The sequence below is a fragment of the Streptomyces sp. genome (assembly GCF_050698815.1).
Taxonomy (GTDB): domain Bacteria; phylum Actinomycetota; class Actinomycetes; order Streptomycetales; family Streptomycetaceae; genus Streptomyces.
In genome coordinates this window covers 1-16127 of sequence record NZ_JBOHCV010000740.1, presented here as the reverse complement: position 1 = coordinate 16127, position 16127 = coordinate 1, and the positions used below count along the sequence as shown (strand labels likewise).

The 16127-nt window shown below is 70.6% G+C and carries 15 protein-coding genes; 11 read left to right on the top strand and 4 right to left on the bottom strand.

The genetic code is table 11. The annotated features are described in order from the left end of the window. Positions 1-34 precede the first annotated feature (34 nt). Positions 35-271, bottom strand: a complete 237-nt coding sequence (locus tag ACRDP3_RS26365) for a hypothetical protein (protein WP_431519514.1) — start codon at positions 269-271, stop codon at positions 35-37. A gap of 203 nt (positions 272-474) precedes the next feature. Here ACRDP3_RS26365 and ACRDP3_RS26360 point away from each other — a divergent pair, with 203 nt between their 5' ends. The 7 genes from ACRDP3_RS26360 to fdhD all read left to right on the top strand — a co-directional run bounded on the left by ACRDP3_RS26360 (position 475) and on the right by fdhD (position 8755). Continuing rightward, positions 475-1854: an L-lactate MFS transporter gene (locus ACRDP3_RS26360; RefSeq protein ID WP_431519513.1), complete on the top strand. Its 1380-nt coding sequence runs from the start codon at positions 475-477 to the stop codon at positions 1852-1854. Next, on the top strand, positions 1851-2009 hold the full coding sequence (locus tag ACRDP3_RS26355) for an MFS transporter small subunit (RefSeq protein ID WP_431519512.1): 159 nt from the start codon (positions 1851-1853) through the stop codon (positions 2007-2009). Before ACRDP3_RS26360 ends, ACRDP3_RS26355 begins: the two co-directional genes overlap by 4 nt. A gap of 119 nt (positions 2010-2128) precedes the next feature. Beyond that, the gene (locus tag ACRDP3_RS26350) at positions 2129-3121 is read left to right on the top strand and encodes a 2-dehydropantoate 2-reductase (protein WP_431519511.1); all 993 of its coding nucleotides are present in this window, start codon (positions 2129-2131) and stop codon (positions 3119-3121) included. Continuing rightward, entirely contained in the window at positions 3118-5070 is a 1953-nt protein-coding gene (locus tag ACRDP3_RS26345; protein ID WP_431519510.1) for a molybdopterin oxidoreductase family protein, read from the top strand. The genes ACRDP3_RS26350 and ACRDP3_RS26345 overlap by 4 nt, the downstream gene beginning before the upstream one ends. 7 nt (positions 5071-5077) lie before the next feature. Continuing rightward, positions 5078-6988, top strand: a complete 1911-nt coding sequence (locus ACRDP3_RS26340; RefSeq protein ID WP_431519509.1) for an NADH-ubiquinone oxidoreductase-F iron-sulfur binding region domain-containing protein — start codon at positions 5078-5080, stop codon at positions 6986-6988. Further along, a complete protein-coding gene (locus tag ACRDP3_RS26335; protein WP_431519508.1) occupies positions 6985-7851 on the top strand; it encodes a 2Fe-2S iron-sulfur cluster-binding protein in 867 nt (288 codons plus the stop codon). The genes ACRDP3_RS26340 and ACRDP3_RS26335 overlap by 4 nt, the downstream gene beginning before the upstream one ends. Before the next feature lie 46 nt (positions 7852-7897). Beyond that, positions 7898-8755 (top strand): formate dehydrogenase accessory sulfurtransferase FdhD, encoded by an 858-nt coding sequence (gene fdhD, locus ACRDP3_RS26330; protein WP_431519507.1) that lies wholly within the window; start codon positions 7898-7900, stop codon positions 8753-8755. A 79-nt stretch (positions 8756-8834) separates the two neighbouring features. Here fdhD and ACRDP3_RS26325 read toward each other — a convergent pair whose 3' ends face one another. Further along, the gene (locus ACRDP3_RS26325) at positions 8835-9884 is read right to left on the bottom strand and encodes a bile acid:sodium symporter family protein (protein ID WP_431519506.1); all 1050 of its coding nucleotides are present in this window, start codon (positions 9882-9884) and stop codon (positions 8835-8837) included. 249 nt (positions 9885-10133) lie between these two features. Between ACRDP3_RS26325 and ACRDP3_RS26320 the strand changes: the two genes are divergently transcribed. The 4 genes from ACRDP3_RS26320 (at position 10134) to ACRDP3_RS26305 (ending at position 14447) form a co-directional block, all read left to right on the top strand. Further along, positions 10134-11960, top strand: a complete 1827-nt coding sequence (locus ACRDP3_RS26320) for an AMP-dependent synthetase/ligase (protein WP_431519505.1) — start codon at positions 10134-10136, stop codon at positions 11958-11960. Between the two features lie 84 nt (positions 11961-12044). Beyond that, complete coding sequence (locus ACRDP3_RS26315; RefSeq protein WP_431519504.1) at positions 12045-12881, top strand: aldo/keto reductase; 837 nt, start codon at positions 12045-12047, stop codon at positions 12879-12881. A 214-nt stretch (positions 12882-13095) separates the two neighbouring features. Beyond that, a complete protein-coding gene (locus ACRDP3_RS26310; protein WP_431519503.1) occupies positions 13096-13683 on the top strand; it encodes a sigma-70 family RNA polymerase sigma factor in 588 nt (195 codons plus the stop codon). After that, the gene (locus tag ACRDP3_RS26305; protein WP_431519502.1) at positions 13680-14447 is read left to right on the top strand and encodes an anti-sigma factor; all 768 of its coding nucleotides are present in this window, start codon (positions 13680-13682) and stop codon (positions 14445-14447) included. Before ACRDP3_RS26310 ends, ACRDP3_RS26305 begins: the two co-directional genes overlap by 4 nt. Positions 14448-14646: 199 nt before the next feature. Here ACRDP3_RS26305 and ACRDP3_RS26300 read toward each other — a convergent pair whose 3' ends face one another. Beyond that, positions 14647-15456, bottom strand: coding sequence for a DUF1295 domain-containing protein (locus tag ACRDP3_RS26300; protein WP_431519501.1), 810 nt, complete (start codon positions 15454-15456; stop codon positions 14647-14649). Next, positions 15453-16127: class I SAM-dependent methyltransferase (locus ACRDP3_RS26295; RefSeq protein WP_431519500.1), on the bottom strand; the 675-nt coding region annotated here is incomplete at its 5' end. The genes ACRDP3_RS26295 and ACRDP3_RS26300, both read right to left, overlap by 4 nt.

Below are 16127 nucleotides of genomic sequence, written 5' to 3'. Positions count from 1 at the left end.
GTAGTGCCGGAAGCCGCCCGCCCCGAGGTGAAGATCAGGCCCCGACGGTGTTGCCGATGTTCTGGTCACCGAAGACGACGTTGTTGTTGTTCGCCGTGAAGTTGTGGCTGAAGAAGTCGTTGAAGCTGTCGTTGATCTTCTTCTTCTTCACCACGGTCACCTTGGTGGTGGGCTCGGCGTGCTTCCCACAGGCCTGCGACGACGCTGCGCCCGCGAAGACCATGCCAATGGCCGCGATGCCGACGAGGGCGGGACGGATGACAGATCGCATGAGAGATCCTTTTCTCGGAGTTCTGGCCTGACCAAATATGCCCATGAAAGGGTCTATATGCAGAGAGACACGCTTATGACAGGAAGTAACACCTCTTTAGGCGTAACAGCCCTCATCTCGCCGTGGGCGGGCGGCGCATACAGTCGACTGAATCCTGTCTGTTCTCTGGCCATCGGCACCCGTGCTGCCTAGGGTTCCGACCCATGACGCTTGGGTTTCTCGACCGGTCCCGCACGCTCGCCCCGGCGGGCTGGAGCCGGTGGCTGGTACCGCCTGCCGCCTTGTCGGTGCATCTCTCGATCGGCCAGGCATACGCGTGGAGCGTCTTCAAACCGCCCCTGGAATCCGCCCTCGGTCTTTCCGGCACCGCGAGCGCGCTGCCCTTCCAGCTCGGCATCGTGATGCTCGGTCTGTCCGCGGCGTTCGGCGGCACGCTCGTGGAGCGGAACGGCCCGCGCTGGGCTATGTCGGTCTCGCTGTTCTGTTTCTGCTCCGGTTTCCTGCTCGCCGCGCTGGGCGCCGCCACCGAGCAGTACTGGCTGGTGGTGTTCGGCTACGGCTTCGTCGGCGGGATCGGCCTCGGCATCGGCTACATCTCACCCGTCTCCACACTGATCAAGTGGTTCCCGGACCGGCCCGGCATGGCGACCGGCATCGCGATCATGGGCTTCGGCGGCGGTGCGCTGATCGCCTCACCGTGGTCGGCGCAGATGCTCGAGAGCTTCGGCGACGACAGCGGCGGCATCGCCGCGGCCTTCCTGGTGCACGGGCTGGTCTACGCGGTCTTCATGTCGCTGGGAGTGCTGCTGGTACGGGTACCGCCCGCGGGCTGGCGCCCGCCCGGCGGTGCGGCACCGCAGGAGGAGAAGCGCGCCCTGGTCACCACGGCGCAGGTCTCGGCACGCAACGCCGTGCGCACCCCGCAGTTCTGGTGCCTGTGGGTGGTGCTGACCATGAACGTGACCGCGGGCATCGCTATCCTGGAGAAGGCGGCGCCCATGATCGGCGACTTCTTCGCCGACACCAGTGCCCCCGTCACCGCCTCCGCCGCCGCGGGATTCGTCGCCCTGCTCTCGCTCGCCAACATGACCGGACGCTTCCTGTGGTCCGCCACCTCCGACGTCATCGGCCGCAAGAACATGTACCGCGTCTATCTCGGCGTCGGAGCGCTGATGTACCTGGCCATCGTGCTGCTCGGCGACTCCTCCAAGCCGCTGTTCATCGTGTGCGCGCTGGTCATCCTCTCCTTCTACGGCGGCGGCTTCGCGACCGTGCCGGCGTATCTCAAGGACCTGTTCGGCACGTACGAGGTGGGGGCCATCCACGGGCGGCTGCTCACCGCGTGGTCCCTCGCCGGGGTGCTCGGTCCGCTCATCGTCAACTGGGTCGCCGACTCCCAGGAGCAGGCGGGCCGTTCGGGGCCCGGACTCTACGGACTCTCCCTCTCCATCATGATCGGGCTGCTGGCGGTCGGCTTCATCGCCAACGAGCTGATCCGGCCCGTACACCCCAGGCACCACGAACCCCCGGCCACGAGCGGACAACAGGACGACGCGAAGCGCGAGGAGGCGACGGAGCGATGACGAGCGGCGACGACAGCACACCCGACGGCGGCGAAGCCGCGGCAGGCACATCGCGGATGCCGCTGAGCGCCCTGGCCTGGCTCTGGGTCGGGCTGCCGATGGCCTACGGGATCTACGAACTGACCCAGAAGGCCGCCCAGCTCTTCACCGGCTGACGTGGCCGCCGCACACCCCTTGCTCGCAGGTAAGTGTATACAATATTCTGTCGACTATTCATCCTTGCAACAGAGCTGTCATCCCACGCTCGGTCCCCTCAACCGAACGGAGAGCGGATATGAAGGTCGCAGTGGTCGGCGCCGGTGCGATCGGCGCCTATGTCGGAGCGGCGCTGCATCGCGCGGGCGCCGACGTACATCTCATCGCCCGCGGGCCGCACCTGGCAGCCATGCGGCAGCACGGTGTCCAGGTGCTCAGCCCGCGCGGTGACTTCACAGCACCGGTGCACGCCACCGACGATCCGGCCGCCGTCGGGCCCGTCGACTACGTGTTCCTGGGGCTGAAGGCCAACTCCTATGCGGCGTGCGGGCCGCTGGTGCACCCCCTGCTCAAGGACAGCACGGCCATCGTCGCGGCCCAGAACGGCATCCCCTGGTGGTACTTCCACGGCCTTGCCGGTCCGTATGAGGGCCACCGCATCCAGAGCGTCGACCCGGACGGTGCCGTCAGCGCGGTGCTGCCGCCCGAACGCGCCATCGGCTGCGTCGTCTACGCGGCGACTCAGCTCGAATCCCCCGGCGTCGTACGGCACATGGAAGGCACCCGCTTCTCCATCGGCGAGCCGGACTCCACCGAGTCAGCGCGCTGCGGGGAGTTCAGCGAGGCCATGCGGGCGGGCGGTCTGAAGTGCCCCGTCGAGGCGGACCTGCGCAACGACATCTGGATCAAACTGCTCGGCAACATCGCGTTCAACCCGCTCAGCGCGCTCTCGCGCGCGACCATGGCGCAGATCTGTCACCACCAGGACACCAGGGCGCTGGTGGCGACGATGATGCGCGAGACCCTCGCGGTGGCCGCGGCCGTCGGCTGCCGCCCGGAGATGTCCGTCGAACGGCGACTGGCCGGGGCCGAACGCGTCGGCGACCACAAGACCTCCACCCTCCAGGACCTGGAGAGCGGCAAGCCGATGGAGCTGGACGTGCTCCTCGCCGCCGTGGTCGAACTCGCCGCGCTGACCGGCACACCCGTGCCGAAGCTCTGCGCCATCCACGCCGTCACCGACCTGCTGGCACAGACCCTGCTGGCACAGAACCTGAGGAGCGCCGCATGAAGCAACGCGACCGCGGGAAACCGCCGTCGGCGCAGTACCCGCGACTGACGCACCCGATGGTGCGGGACGAGAAGGGCGGGCCGCTGCGCAGGGCGAGCTGGGACGAGGCGCTGGACCGGGCGACGGAAGGGTTCCGCCGGATACGTGCGGAGCACGGCGCGGACGCCTTCGGCATGTTCTCCTGCGCGCGGGCGACGAACGAGATGAACTACGTCGCGCAGAAGTTCACCCGCGTGATCATGGGCACCCACAACGTCGACTCGTGCAACCGCACCTGTCACGCCCCCAGCGTCGCCGGTCTCTCCGCCGCCCTCGGCTCCGGCGGCGGCACCTCCTCCTACGAAGAGGTCGAGTCGACGGACCTGATCGTGATGTGGGGATCCAACGCCCGCTTCGCCCACCCCATCTTCTTCCAGCACGTGCTGCGGGGTATCCGCAACGGTGCCCGGATGTACGCCGTCGACCCGCGCCGCACCTCTACGGCCGAGTGGGCGGAGAGCTGGCTGGGCCTCAACGTCGGCACGGACATTCCGCTCGCCCACGCCATCGGCCGCGAGATCATCCACTCCGGGCTCGCCAACATGGCGTTCATCGAGCGGGCCACGTCCGGCTTCGACCAGTACGCGGCCGAGGTCGAACCCTGGACGCCGAGCGTGGCGGAGGAGGTGACCGGCGTCCCGGCGGCGGCGATCCGCGACCTCGCACACGCCTACGCCACCGCCGAACGGGCCCAGCTGTGCTGGACGCTGGGCATCACCGAGCACCACAACGGCACCGACAACGTGCGCGCCCTGATCAACCTCTCGCTGCTCACCGGGCACGTGGGCCGGTACGGTTCCGGCCTGCAGCCGCTGCGCGGCCAGAACAACGTGCAGGGCGGCGGCGACATGGGCGCCATCCCGAACCGGCTGCCGGGCTTCCAGGACGTCCTCGACCCGGAGACCCGGTCGAAGTTCGAGGCCGCCTGGGAGACCCCTCTCCAGCCGCGGCACGGGCGCAATCTCACCGAGATGTTCGAGGCCATGGAGTCGGGCGAGCTGCGCGCGGTCTACTGCATCGGGGAGAACCCGGCACAGTCGGAGGCCGACAGCGGCCAGGCCGTGGAGCGGATGCAGGCGCTGGACCATCTGGTGGTGCAGGACATCTTCCTGACCAAGACGGCCGAACTCGCCGATGTGGTCCTGCCCGCCACCGCCTCCTGGTGCGAGACGGACGGCACCACCACCAACAGCGAGCGGCGCGTACAGCGCGTGCGCAAGGCGGTCTCGGCGCCGGGCGAGGCCCGCGACGACATCGAGATCCTCTGTGAGATGGCGGCGCGGCTCGGGCACGACTGGAAGTTCGCGGACGCTCAGGCGGTCTGGGACGAGTTGCGCGCGATCTCACCGGATCACTTCGGGATGACGTACGACCGGCTCGCGGAGCACCAGGGCATCCAGTGGCCCTGCCCGAGCACCGAGCGGATCGAGCCGAGCTATCTGCACGGCCGGCTGTGGGAGAGCGATCCGGCACGGCGCGGCAAGCCCGCCGCCTTCGGCATCGTGCGGCACGACCCGCCGGTCGACCTCACCGACGAGGAGTACCCGCTGCGGCTGACGACAGGCCGCCGCCTGGACTCGTACAACACCGGTGTGCAGAGCGGCAGTTTCGCCTCGCCGCTGCGCCGCGGCGAGTACGTGGAGCTGTGCCCGGAGGACGCGGAGCACTACGGAGTGGCGGAGGAGGAGGAAGTGCGGGTGACCTCGCGGCGCGGCTCGGTGCTGGCGCCGGTGGCCATCGACAACGGGCTTCGGCCGGGGCTGGCCTTCATGACGATGCACTTCCCGGACGAGGTCGACACCAACCAGCTGACCATCGAGGCCAACTGCCCCATCGCCGGGACCGCCGAGTTCAAGGCGTCGGCGATACGGATCGAGAAGCTGCCGGTGGCGGCGGCCGTGAGGAGCTGAGAGCTGCATGGACCTGCGCTTCGGTGACAGCAAGCCGACGGACGAGGAGAAGGCGGCCGTCGATGATCTGCTCGGGCCGCCCGCCAGCGCCTGGGAGGGTGCCGACGACCGCAGTACCGCCGACCTGCGCTGGGCCACCGGCGGCCGGGACGCGCGCGAGCGGCGCGACCTGCTGTTGCCGGGGCTGCACGCGGTCAACGACCGGGTGGGCTGGATCAGCGAGGGAGCGCTGGCCTACCTGTGCCGCAGGCTGACGGTGCCGCCGGCGGAGGCGTACGGGGTCGCGACGTTCTACGCGATGTTCTCGATGCGTCCGCGCCCCTCCACGGTTGTGCACGTGTGCACCGACCTCGCCTGCGCGGCGGCACCCGGCGCGGGCGAACTCCAGGCGGATGTGGAAAGCCGCCTGGGTCCGGCCGGTGAGGCCCGTGACGGCGCGGTATGGCAGGCCAGCCCCTGCCTGGGGCTGTGCGAGCGCGCTCCCGCGGCGCTGGCGATACGGGCCGGTACGGGCTGCCCGGCGAAGGCGGACGCCGCCCCGGCTGCGGACGATGGGGGCAGCGGGGACGGCCGGTCGCCCGCGTACGCCACCGCCGTCGTCGCCCCCGCCACGGCGGAGGGCGTCGCGGCGGCGGCGCGGGCACCACAGAGTGCGCCGGCCGAACCCGACGCGGGCCTCGCCGTGCCGCAGGCGGGGGACCCCGCACTCAAGCTGCTGTCCCGGATCGGCGTCGTCGACCCCGCGTCACTCGACGACTACCGCGCGCACGGCGGATACCGCGCCCTGCGCCGCGCGTTCGCGCTCGGCCCGGCCGGGGTGCTCCGCGAGGTGACCGACTCCGGACTGCTGGGGCGCGGCGGCGCCGCATTCCCCACGGGCCGCAAGTGGCAGGCCACCGCGGCACAGCCCGACCAGCCGCACTACGTGGTCTGCAACGCGGACGAGAGCGAGCCGGGCACCTTCAAGGACCGGGTGCTGATGGAGGGCGACCCGTACGCGCTCATCGAGTCGATGACCATCGCGGGTTATGCGACCGGAGCCCACCTCGGCTACATCTATCTGCGCGGTGAATACCCGCGCGCACTACGGCGGTTGGAGCACGCCATCGAGCAGGCGCGGGCACGCGGACTGCTCGGAAGCGACGTGCTGGGCCATGGCTACGCCTTCGACCTGGAGATCCGGCGCGGCGCGGGCGCGTACATCTGCGGCGAGGAGACCGCCCTCTTCAACTCTCTCGAGGGCTACCGCGGCGAGCCACGCTCCAAGCCGCCGTTCCCGGTGGAGAAGGGCTTGTTCGGCAAGCCGACCGCCGCCAACAACGTCGAGACGCTGGTCAACGTGCTGCCGATCCTGGAGATGGGCGCCGAGGCGTACGCCGCCATCGGCACCGGCGACTCCACCGGGCCGAAGCTCTTCTGCGTCTCCGGCAGCGTCGAGCGGCCCGGCATCTACGAACTGCCCTTCGGGGCCACGCTCGGTGAGCTCCTCAGCCTCGCCGAGGTACGGGAGGGACTGCGCGCGGTCCTGCTCGGCGGCGCCGCCGGCGGCTTCGTACGCCCCGACGAGCTCGACATCCCGCTCACCTTCGAGGGCACCAAGGCGGCGGGGACGACGCTCGGCTCGGGCGTGGTGCTCGCGCTGGACACGACCGTGCCGCTGCCGAAGATCCTGCTGCGCATCGCGGAGTTCTTCCGCGACGAGTCCTGCGGGCAGTGCGTGCCGTGCCGGGTCGGCACGGTGCGCCAGGAGGAGGCGCTGCACCGCATCGCCGAGCGCACCGGGGCGGCGGCCGCTGATGACATCGCGCTGCTCCGCGAGGTGGGTGAGGCGATGCGCGACGCCTCGATCTGCGGTCTGGGCCAGACCGCGTGGAACGCCGTGGAGTCCGCCATCGACCGACTGGGAGCCTACGCATGACCGCCGTACCGCTCGATCCCCCGCGCCGTCTCGTGGAGTTCACCCTCGACGGCGAGCCCACCCGGATCTCCGAGGGCGCCACGATCCTGGACGCCTGCCGCAAGGCGGGCAAGGACGTACCGACGCTCTGCGAGGGCGACACCCTCACTCCCAAGAACGCCTGCCGCGTCTGTGTGGTGGAGGTCGAGGGCGCCCGCACGCTCGCGCCCGCCTGCTCGCGCCGCGCCGAGCCGGGCATGACCGTACGCACGGACACCGAGCGCGCCCGGCACAGCCGCAAGATCGTCCTTGAGCTGCTCGCCTCCTCCGTCGACCTGTCCACCACGCCGAGGGTCGCCGAGTGGATCAAGGAGTACGGCGCCAAGCCCGACCGGTTCGGCCCGGACGCCGCCACCGTCAACGAGGAACCGAGGATCGACAACGACCTCTATGTCCGCGACCTCGACAAGTGCATCCTGTGTTACAAGTGCGTGGACGCGTGCGGCGAGCAGTGGCAGAACACCTTCGCCATCTCTGTCGCGGGCCGGGGCTTCGACTCCCGTATCGCCGTCGAGCACGACGGCCCGCTCACCGAGTCCGCCTGTGTCTACTGCGGCAACTGCATCGAGGTGTGCCCGACGGGCGCCCTCAGCTTCAAGTCGGAGTTCGACATGCGGGAGGCCGGGACCTGGGACGAGGAGCGGCAGACGGAGACGACGACGGTGTGCGCGTACTGCGGTGTGGGCTGCAACCTGACCCTGCACGTGCAGGACAATGAGATCGTCAAGGTCAGCTCGCCGCACGACAACCCGGTCACGCACGGGAATCTGTGCATCAAGGGCCGTTTCGGCTACCAGCATGTGAACGAGCGGGCCGGCGGCTGACGCGGCCGGCCGGCGGACCGGTACGGGACGGAAGGGGAGTGATCGCATGGGACGGGTCACCGAGCGGCGGCGGGTCATCCGCATCCGGGACGGTGTGGTCAGCGCGCGCCCGGACACCCTCGTCGCCGAGGAACCTCTGGAGATCCGGCTGAACGGCAAGCCGCTCGCCATCACCATGCGTACCCCCGGCGACGACTTCGCGCTCGCGGCGGGCTTCCTCGTCAGCGAGGGGGTGCTCGGCGCCGCGGAGGAGCTGGCGAACATCGTCTACTGCGCGGGGGCCACGGACGAGGGCTCCAACACCTACAACATCGTGGACGTCCGGCTCTCCCCCGGCGTCCCGGTCCCCGACATCGCGCTGGAGCGCAACGTCTACACCACCTCCTCGTGCGGTCTGTGCGGCAAGGCCAGCCTCGAGGCCGTACGGACGACCGCGCGCTGGGCCGTCGAGGATCCGGTCGACGGCCCCATCCGGCTCGAACCCGCCGTGCTCTCCTGCCTCCCCGACCGGCTGCGGGCGGCGCAGCGGGTCTTCGAGCGGACCGGCGGCCTGCACGCCGCCGCGTTGTTCACCCCGGGCGGCGAGCTGCTGGACGTACGGGAGGACGTGGGCCGCCACAACGCCGTCGACAAGCTCGTCGGGCGGGCCCTGCAGCAGGGCACGCTGCCGCTGCGCGATTCGGTGCTCATGGTGTCGGGGCGTGCCTCCTTCGAGCTGGCGCAGAAGGCGGTGATGGCGGGAATCCCGGTGCTGGCCGCCGTCTCGGCGCCGTCCTCGCTGGCAGTCGACCTGGCCGCGGAGACCGGCCTGACCCTGGTCGGCTTTCTGCGCGGCTCTTCGATGAACGTGTACGCGGGTGAGCACCGGCTCGCTCTGCGTACCACGGCAGGCGGCCGGGCCTGAGGGGCCGCCTGCCGCACGGAACGGGGCCCGGTCGGCGGGAGGCGCCCCCTGCGCCGGCCGGGCCCTTCGCGCGCCCGTTCTAAGGGGTGCGGGCGAGGGCGGCGCCCTCCGGGGTGCCGGTGCTGTCCGGGGTGCCGGTGGACGTAGCGGCGCCGTGGCCGGTCCCCCGCACCTGCGACGCCCGGCCCGCCCAGCGCCGGGCCAGAAAGGCGCAGACGATCAGCTGCAGCTGGTGGAAGAGCATCAGCGGCAGCACCGCGAGGCTCGCCTGGGCCCCGAACAGGACGCTGGCCATGGGCAGTCCGGCGGCGAGCGACTTGTTGGAGCCCGCGAAGGTGATGACGACGCGGTCCGCCCGCACGAAGCCGAGCCTGCCCGACCCGTACCAGGCGAGCGCCATCATCAGCGCCAGCAGCAGCGTCCCCACGCCCAGCACTCCGAGCAGCCGCAGGGCCGTGACCTGTCCCCAGACGCCCTCGCTCACACCGCGGCTGAAGGCCGAGTAGACGACGAGCAGGATCGATCCGCGGTCGACGACGCCGAGAATTCGGCGGTGCCGGGTCAGGAAGCCGCCGATCCAGCGGCGCAGCAGCTGTCCGGCGAGGAAGGGCCCGAGCAGCTGGCTGACGATGCCGAGCAGCCCGTCGGCGCTCAGCGCGGCGGGACCGCCGATCAGCCAGGCCACCAGCAGCGGTGTGGCGAGCATCCCGAGCAGGCTGGAGTAGGTGCCGGCGCAGATGGCGGCGGAGACGTTTCCGCGGGCGATGGAGGTGAAGGCGACCGAGGACTGGATGGTGGAGGGAACCAGGCAGAGAAAGAGCAGTCCCGACTGGAGTTCGGGCGTGAGCACGTACGGCACCAGCCCGTGAGTGGCGAGCCCGAGCAGCGGGAAGGCGGCGAACGTACAGCACACCACCGCCAGCTGGAGCCGCCAGTGGCGCAGCCCGCCCACCGCCTCCCCCGGGGAGAGCCGGGCACCGTAGAGGAAGAAGATCAGGCCGACGGCGGCCTTCGTGCCCCAGCCGAGTCCGGTGGCCACACCGTCGCTCGCGGGCAGCAGCGCGGCGAGCGCGACCGTACCGAGGAGCAGGGCGATGTAGGGATCGACCAGTCGTGCCAGGCGGTGCATGAGCTTTCCTCGGTACAGTGATGAACGGTCTTCCCGGCCATTGTCTCCTGTGCCTCCCTGCCGCGATCACTCGGGGAGGTTCGGTGCAGAAAGCCCGTACGACGTGCAACAACCTGGTGCCGGGAATCCGGTGTGCCCCCAATTTACCGACTGGTCGGGACGGACGCCTCTCCCCCTCTCCCTCCCTTTCGGATACGGTCGTTCACGCTGGCCGTACAGCTGCGCCCTGCACGTCGAGGAGCCGAACCATTGCGCGAGTTCACCGTCCCGGCCTTGGCGTCAACGCCCCAGGTTGGGGGACTTGCCGACGCCGTTTTCGACCTGGCCACCGAGGATCCCGGCCGGGTCGCCCTGGCACGTAAGGACGCCTCCGGCGAGTGGCAGGACGTCACCGCCGCCCAGTTCCGCGACCAGGTGATGGCCATGGCCAAGGGGCTGCTGGCCGAAGGCGTCCGGTTCGGTGACCGCGTCGCGATCATGTCCCGTACGCGGTACGAGTGGACGCTGCTCGACTTCGCGCTGTGGACCATCGGCGCCCACGTCGTGCCCATCTACCCCACGTCCTCGGCCGAACAGGTCAGCTGGATGATGCACGACGCGGAGGTCTCGGCGGCCATCGTCGAGCACGAGGACCACTCGATGACCATCGGTTCCGTGATCGACCGGCTGCCGAAGCTGCGGAGGCTGTGGCAGCTCGACGCCCAGGCCGAGAAGGAACTGATGGCCGCCGGCGAACACCTCGACGACGACGTGGTGCACCGGCACCGGCTCGCGATCACCCCCGACTCCACGGCCACCATCATCTACACCTCGGGCACCACGGGCCGCCCCAAAGGCTGCGTGATCACCCACGCGAACTGCATGACCGACGCCGACAACCTCGCCGCCCGGTACCGCCCCGTCTTCAGTTCGAAGCCGAGCGAGGCCCCCTCCCTGCTGCTCTTCCTGCCGCTCGCCCACGTCTTCGGGCGGATGGTGCAAATCGTGTGCATCCGCCACAAGGTGAAGCTGGGCCATCAGCCCGTCATGGCGGCCGAGGCGCTCCTCCCCGACCTGGCGACGTTCAGGCCCACCTTCATGCTGGCCGTACCGTACCTGTTCGAGAAGATCTTCCAGGCGTCGCGCCGCAAGGCCGAACTGGAGGGCAAGCTCGGCCCGTTCGAGAAGGCCGTCGAGGTGGCGGTGCGGTACGCCGAGGCGGTGGAGCAGAAGGCCTTCCGCACCGGCCCCGGTCCGAGCCCGTCGCTGCGGCTGCAGCATCAGGTCTTCGACGCGCTGGTCTACAGCAAGATGCGCGCGGCCATGGGCGGCCGCTGCCGGGGCGCCATCTCGGGCGGCTCCGCGATGGAGCGGCGGCTCGGGCTGTTCTTCGACGGCGTGGGCATGCGGATCTACGAGGGCTACGGGCTGACCGAGACCAGCGCGGGGGCCGTCGTCAACCCGCCCGAGCGCACCCGGTTCGGCACCGTCGGCCACCCCCTGCCGGGCACGACGGTCCAGATCCGCGACGACGGCGAGGTCTGGCTCTACGGCGACCAGATCTTCCAGGGCTACCTCAACAATCCCCAGGGCACCGCCGAAGCCCTGCACGACGGCTGGCTGGCCACCGGCGACCTCGGCGCGCTGGATGAGGAGGGCTACCTCACCATCACCGGCCGGAAGAAGGAGATCCTGGTCACCTCCGGCGGCAAGAGCGTCTCCCCGCAGGTGCTGGAGGAGCGGGTACGGGCACACCCGCTGGTCGCCCAGTGCATCGTGGTCGGCAACGACCGCCCGTACATCTCGGCCCTGGTCACCCTCGACCCGGACGCCGTCTCGCACTGGCTGCTGATGCGCGAGAAGCCGGATCTGCCGGCCACGGAGCTGGTCCGCGACCCGGATCTGGAGACCGAGGTGCGGCGCGCGGTGGTGGCCGCCAACACCCAGGTCTCGCAGGCGGAGTCGATCCGCACCTTCCGGATACTGGCCGCGCAGTTCACCGAGGAGGCCGGGTTCGTGACCCCGTCGCTGAAGCTGAAGCGCCAGGCGGTCGAGAACGCGTACGCGACCGAGATCGAGGCGCTCTACCACAGGTGACCTCTGCGGGAATGCGTGTGCGTCGTTGATCGTTGACCCGCAAGGAAGCACAACCGTCCATCGATACGTGAGGACCGATCGCACGTGAGCAACGTTCCCACCATCACCCTCAACAACGGCGGCGTCATGCCGCAGCTGGGCTTCGGTGTCTGGCAGGTGCCCGACGACGAGGCGGAGAGCGCCGTGGGCACCGCGCTGGAGACGGGATACCGCAGCATCGACACCGCTGCCATCTACGAGAACGAGACCGGCACCGGCAAGGGCATCGCCTCCTCCGGCGTGCCCCGCGAAGAGCTCTTCGTCACCACCAAGCTGTGGAACAGCGAGCAGGGTCACGACTCCACGCTGCGGGCCTTCGACGCCTCCCTCGGCCGGCTGGGCCTGGACTACGTGGATCTGTATCTCATCCACTGGCCGCTGCCGAAGGTCGACAAGTACGTCGAGACCTGGAAGGCGTTCGAGCAGATCCTCGGCAGCGGGCGCGCGAAGGCCATCGGGGTGTCCAACTTCCAGCCCGTACACATCCAGCGGCTGATCGACGAGACCGGCACCGTGCCGGCCCTCAACCAGATCGAGCTGCACCCGCACCTGCAGCAGGGCGTCCCCCGCGCGTTCCACGCGGACCACGGCATCGCCACCGAGGCGTGGTCGCCGCTCGGCCAGGGCAAGGAGCTGCTGCAGGAGCCGAAGCTGGCGGCCATCGCGGACAAGTACGGCAAGACGCCGGCCCAGGTCGTGCTGCGCTGGCATCTGCAGACCGGCAACGTGGTGATTCCCAAGTCCGCCACCCCGGCCCGGATCAAGGAGAACTTCGACGTCTTCGGCTTCGAACTGGATGCCGGGGACCTGGACGTGATCGCCGGGCTCAACACCGACACCCGGCTGGGCCCCGACCCGGACACCATGAACTGGGTCGGCTGAACCGGCAGGACCGCACAGTGACCGAAGACGCCGCCGTCCGCCCCCGCCGGGCGGCGGCGTCCGCCGTGCGGAAGTACGGGAACGGACCAATCCGCCCGGCTCCCGGCCACGAAGCATTCGTGACAACAGCTTCCCGGGAGGCATCAATGGGCCCTGTCAGACCGCGCGACCGCGCGCCCTTCGCCGCCGTCGCGGCCCGTGGAGGTGCGTCGGCGTGAGGGAAGCCGTGCACATCGCCGGCACCGGAGGCGGTGCGGGGCCGGACCTGTCGGAGCTGCTGGGTCGGGTGGCACGCGGGGACCAGGACGCGTTCGCCGCCGTCTACGACCAGATCTGCGGCCCGGTGCTCGGGCTGGTGCGCAGCGTGCTGCGCGATCCCGCGCAGTCCGAGGAGGTCGCCCAGGAGGTCCTGGTGGAGGTGTGGCGGTCCGCCGCGCGCTTCCAGCCGGACAAGGGCAGCGCGATGTCGTGGGTGATGACCTTCGCCCACCGGCGTGCGGTGGACCGGGTGCGTTCCGCGCAGGCCTCGACCGACCGCGAGCACCGGGCGGCACTCCTGGACCACACCCCCGCGTTCGACGAGGTCACCGAGCAGGTGGAGGCCCGGCTGGAGCACGAGCAGGTACGCCGTTGTCTGCGTACACTCACCGAACTCCAGCGCCAGTCCGTGACGTTGGCCTACTACCGCGGCCTGACCTACCGGGAAGTGGCCGAACTGCTGGCACAGCCGCTCGGCACGGTGAAGACCCGGCTGCGGGACGGCCTGATCCGACTGCGTGACTGTCTGGGGGTGACGGCGTGACCGGCGCCGAACTGCACACGCTGACCGGCGCGTACGCCGTGCACGCGCTGTCGGAACCCGAGCGCGAGGAATTCGAACGGCATCTGACCGCGTGCGCCTCCTGCGCACAGGAGGTACGGGAGCTGACGGCCACCGCTGAGCGGCTGGGCCGGGCGGCGACGGCGACACCGCCACCCGAGCTGCGGGAGCGGGTGCTGCGGCAGATCACGACGGTCCGGCAGGAGCCGCCGAAGCTGAAGGGGGTGACGCCCCCGGGCGGCGGCGGTGCCGGCCGGCGGGCGCGTGCGCTGCCACGCTTCGCGCTGGCGGCCTGTCTGACCGCGGCGGCGGCGTTCGGCGGTGTCGCGGTGTGGCAGTACGAGTCGGCGCAGGACGCCCGTGAACAGGCCGCACAGTCGCGGCAGCAGTCGGCCGAAGTGGCGAGAGTGCTGGCCGCGCCGGACGCGAAGACGACCCGCGGCGCCGACCTGCCGGGCGGCGCGACGGGCACCGTCGTCGTCTCCCGCGAGCAGGACCGGGCGGCCTTCCTGGCCGCCGGGATGGACGCGCCGCCCAGCGGCAAGGTCTACCAGCTGTGGTTCGCGGACGGGGACACGATGCGTTCGGCCGGGCTGATGGAGAAGACCTCCGGTGACAGTGACGCCGTACTGATGGAGGGCGACGTCGGCCGGGCATCGGCGATGGGCATCACCGTGGAGCCTGCGGGTGGTTCACAGCAGCCCACGTCCGAGCCGCTGGCGCTGATGCGGCTGCCGAAGGCGTAACGACCTGGTGTCGCGATGGAGAGTGGATCAGCGAGCTGGGGGCACTCCCCCTGGGCCTGCGGCCCGGGGGAGCAGCCAGTGGGCGAGACGGAGTGGCAGGGCGTCGGGAGCCCGCTCGCTATCGCGCACCAGGTCGTAAGGGCCCGCCCGGCGGCCCGCGACGGCGCCCCTCCTTCACCCACGGTCGCCGTCCTCCCCGTCACCGCGGCGGCAACGGGAAGAAGCCGCTGGTACGGGCCGCGTACTCGGCATAGCCGGGTCGGTCCGCCATGTGCGCCTCCAGCAGCCGCTTGCCGCTGCCCTTGGTCAGCAGCAGGCTCATCACCACCGGTGAGACCAGCGTCAGCGCCGCCACCGCCCAGTCGCCGCAGGCCAGCAGGTACAGGCCCCACCACACCAGGAAGTCACCGAAGTAGTTGGGATGCCGGGTCAGGCTCCACAGGCCACGGTCCATGATCTGGCCCCGGTGAGCGGGATCGGCCTTGAAGCGGGCGAGCTGGGCGTCGCCGACGGCCTCGAAGTACATGCCCGTCAGCCACGCCACCACCCCGATGGCCACCAGGGCCCGCTGATGATCCGGCATCGCCCCGGGCAGGTACTGCGCGGCCTGTACGGGCAGCGAGACCAGCCACACCAGGGCGCCCTGCAACAGGTAGACCGTGCGCAGCGCGTACAGCCGCGGGTTGCCGGGAGCCTTCGCCAGCAGGCGCGCGTAGCGCGGATCCTCGCCGTGGCCACGGCCGCGCAGCGCGATGTGCCCGGCCAGCCGCAGCCCCCACACCACCGTCAGCACCGTCACGATCAGCCGGCGCCCGTCGTGGCCGTGCTCGGCCGACAGCAGGAAAGAGGCCACGGCCACCGCGGCGAAGCCCAGCCCCCATGCCACGTCGACGATCCGGTGCACGCCCTTGACCAGGGCGACGGCGAAGGTGACCAGCATGACGGCGAGGGCGACGGCCGCGCACACCGCGAGATTCAGCCCGAAGGCGCCCCAGGGGAAGGCGCTCACCGGTCCCCGCCGGCCATTCCGCTGCCGCCCGCCGCGTCGGTCCGTACCGCCAGGATCTGGTCCACACCCATCCTCCGCTCCTCGAAGGCGAGCATGCCGCCCACCAAGTAGAGCCGCCACACGCGAGCCGCTTCCTCGCCGACCATCGCCACCACGTCGGACCAGCGTTCCTCCAGGGTGCGGTGCCAGGCGGCGATGGTACGGACGTAGTCCTCGCGCAGCGACTCCACCGCGCGGACCTCCAGCCCGGCGCCCTCCAGCAGCGAGACGGTTTCGCCGAGGGGACGCATGTGCATGTCCGGGGCGATGTAGGTCTCGATGAAGGCGCCGCCGCCGGGGGCGCTGTGGCCGCGAGACATCTGCTGGACCAGCAGCCGCCCCCGGGGACGGAGCAGGGTGTGCAGGGAGGCTGCGAACGCCGGGTACTCGGCGTCCCCGACGTGTTCGCCCATCTCGATGGTGCAGACGGCGTCGTAGGAGCCGGGTTCGATGTCGCGGTAGTCGCGCAGCTGCACGTCGACCAGCTCCTCCAGGCCCTCTTCGCGGACCCGGGCGGTGACGTGCTCGGCCTGCTGCCGGGCCAGCGTGACGGCGGTGACCCGCGCCTTGTGGTGCCGTGCGGCGTGCACGGTCAGCGAGCCCCAGCCGCAGCCGATGTCGAGCAGCCGGGA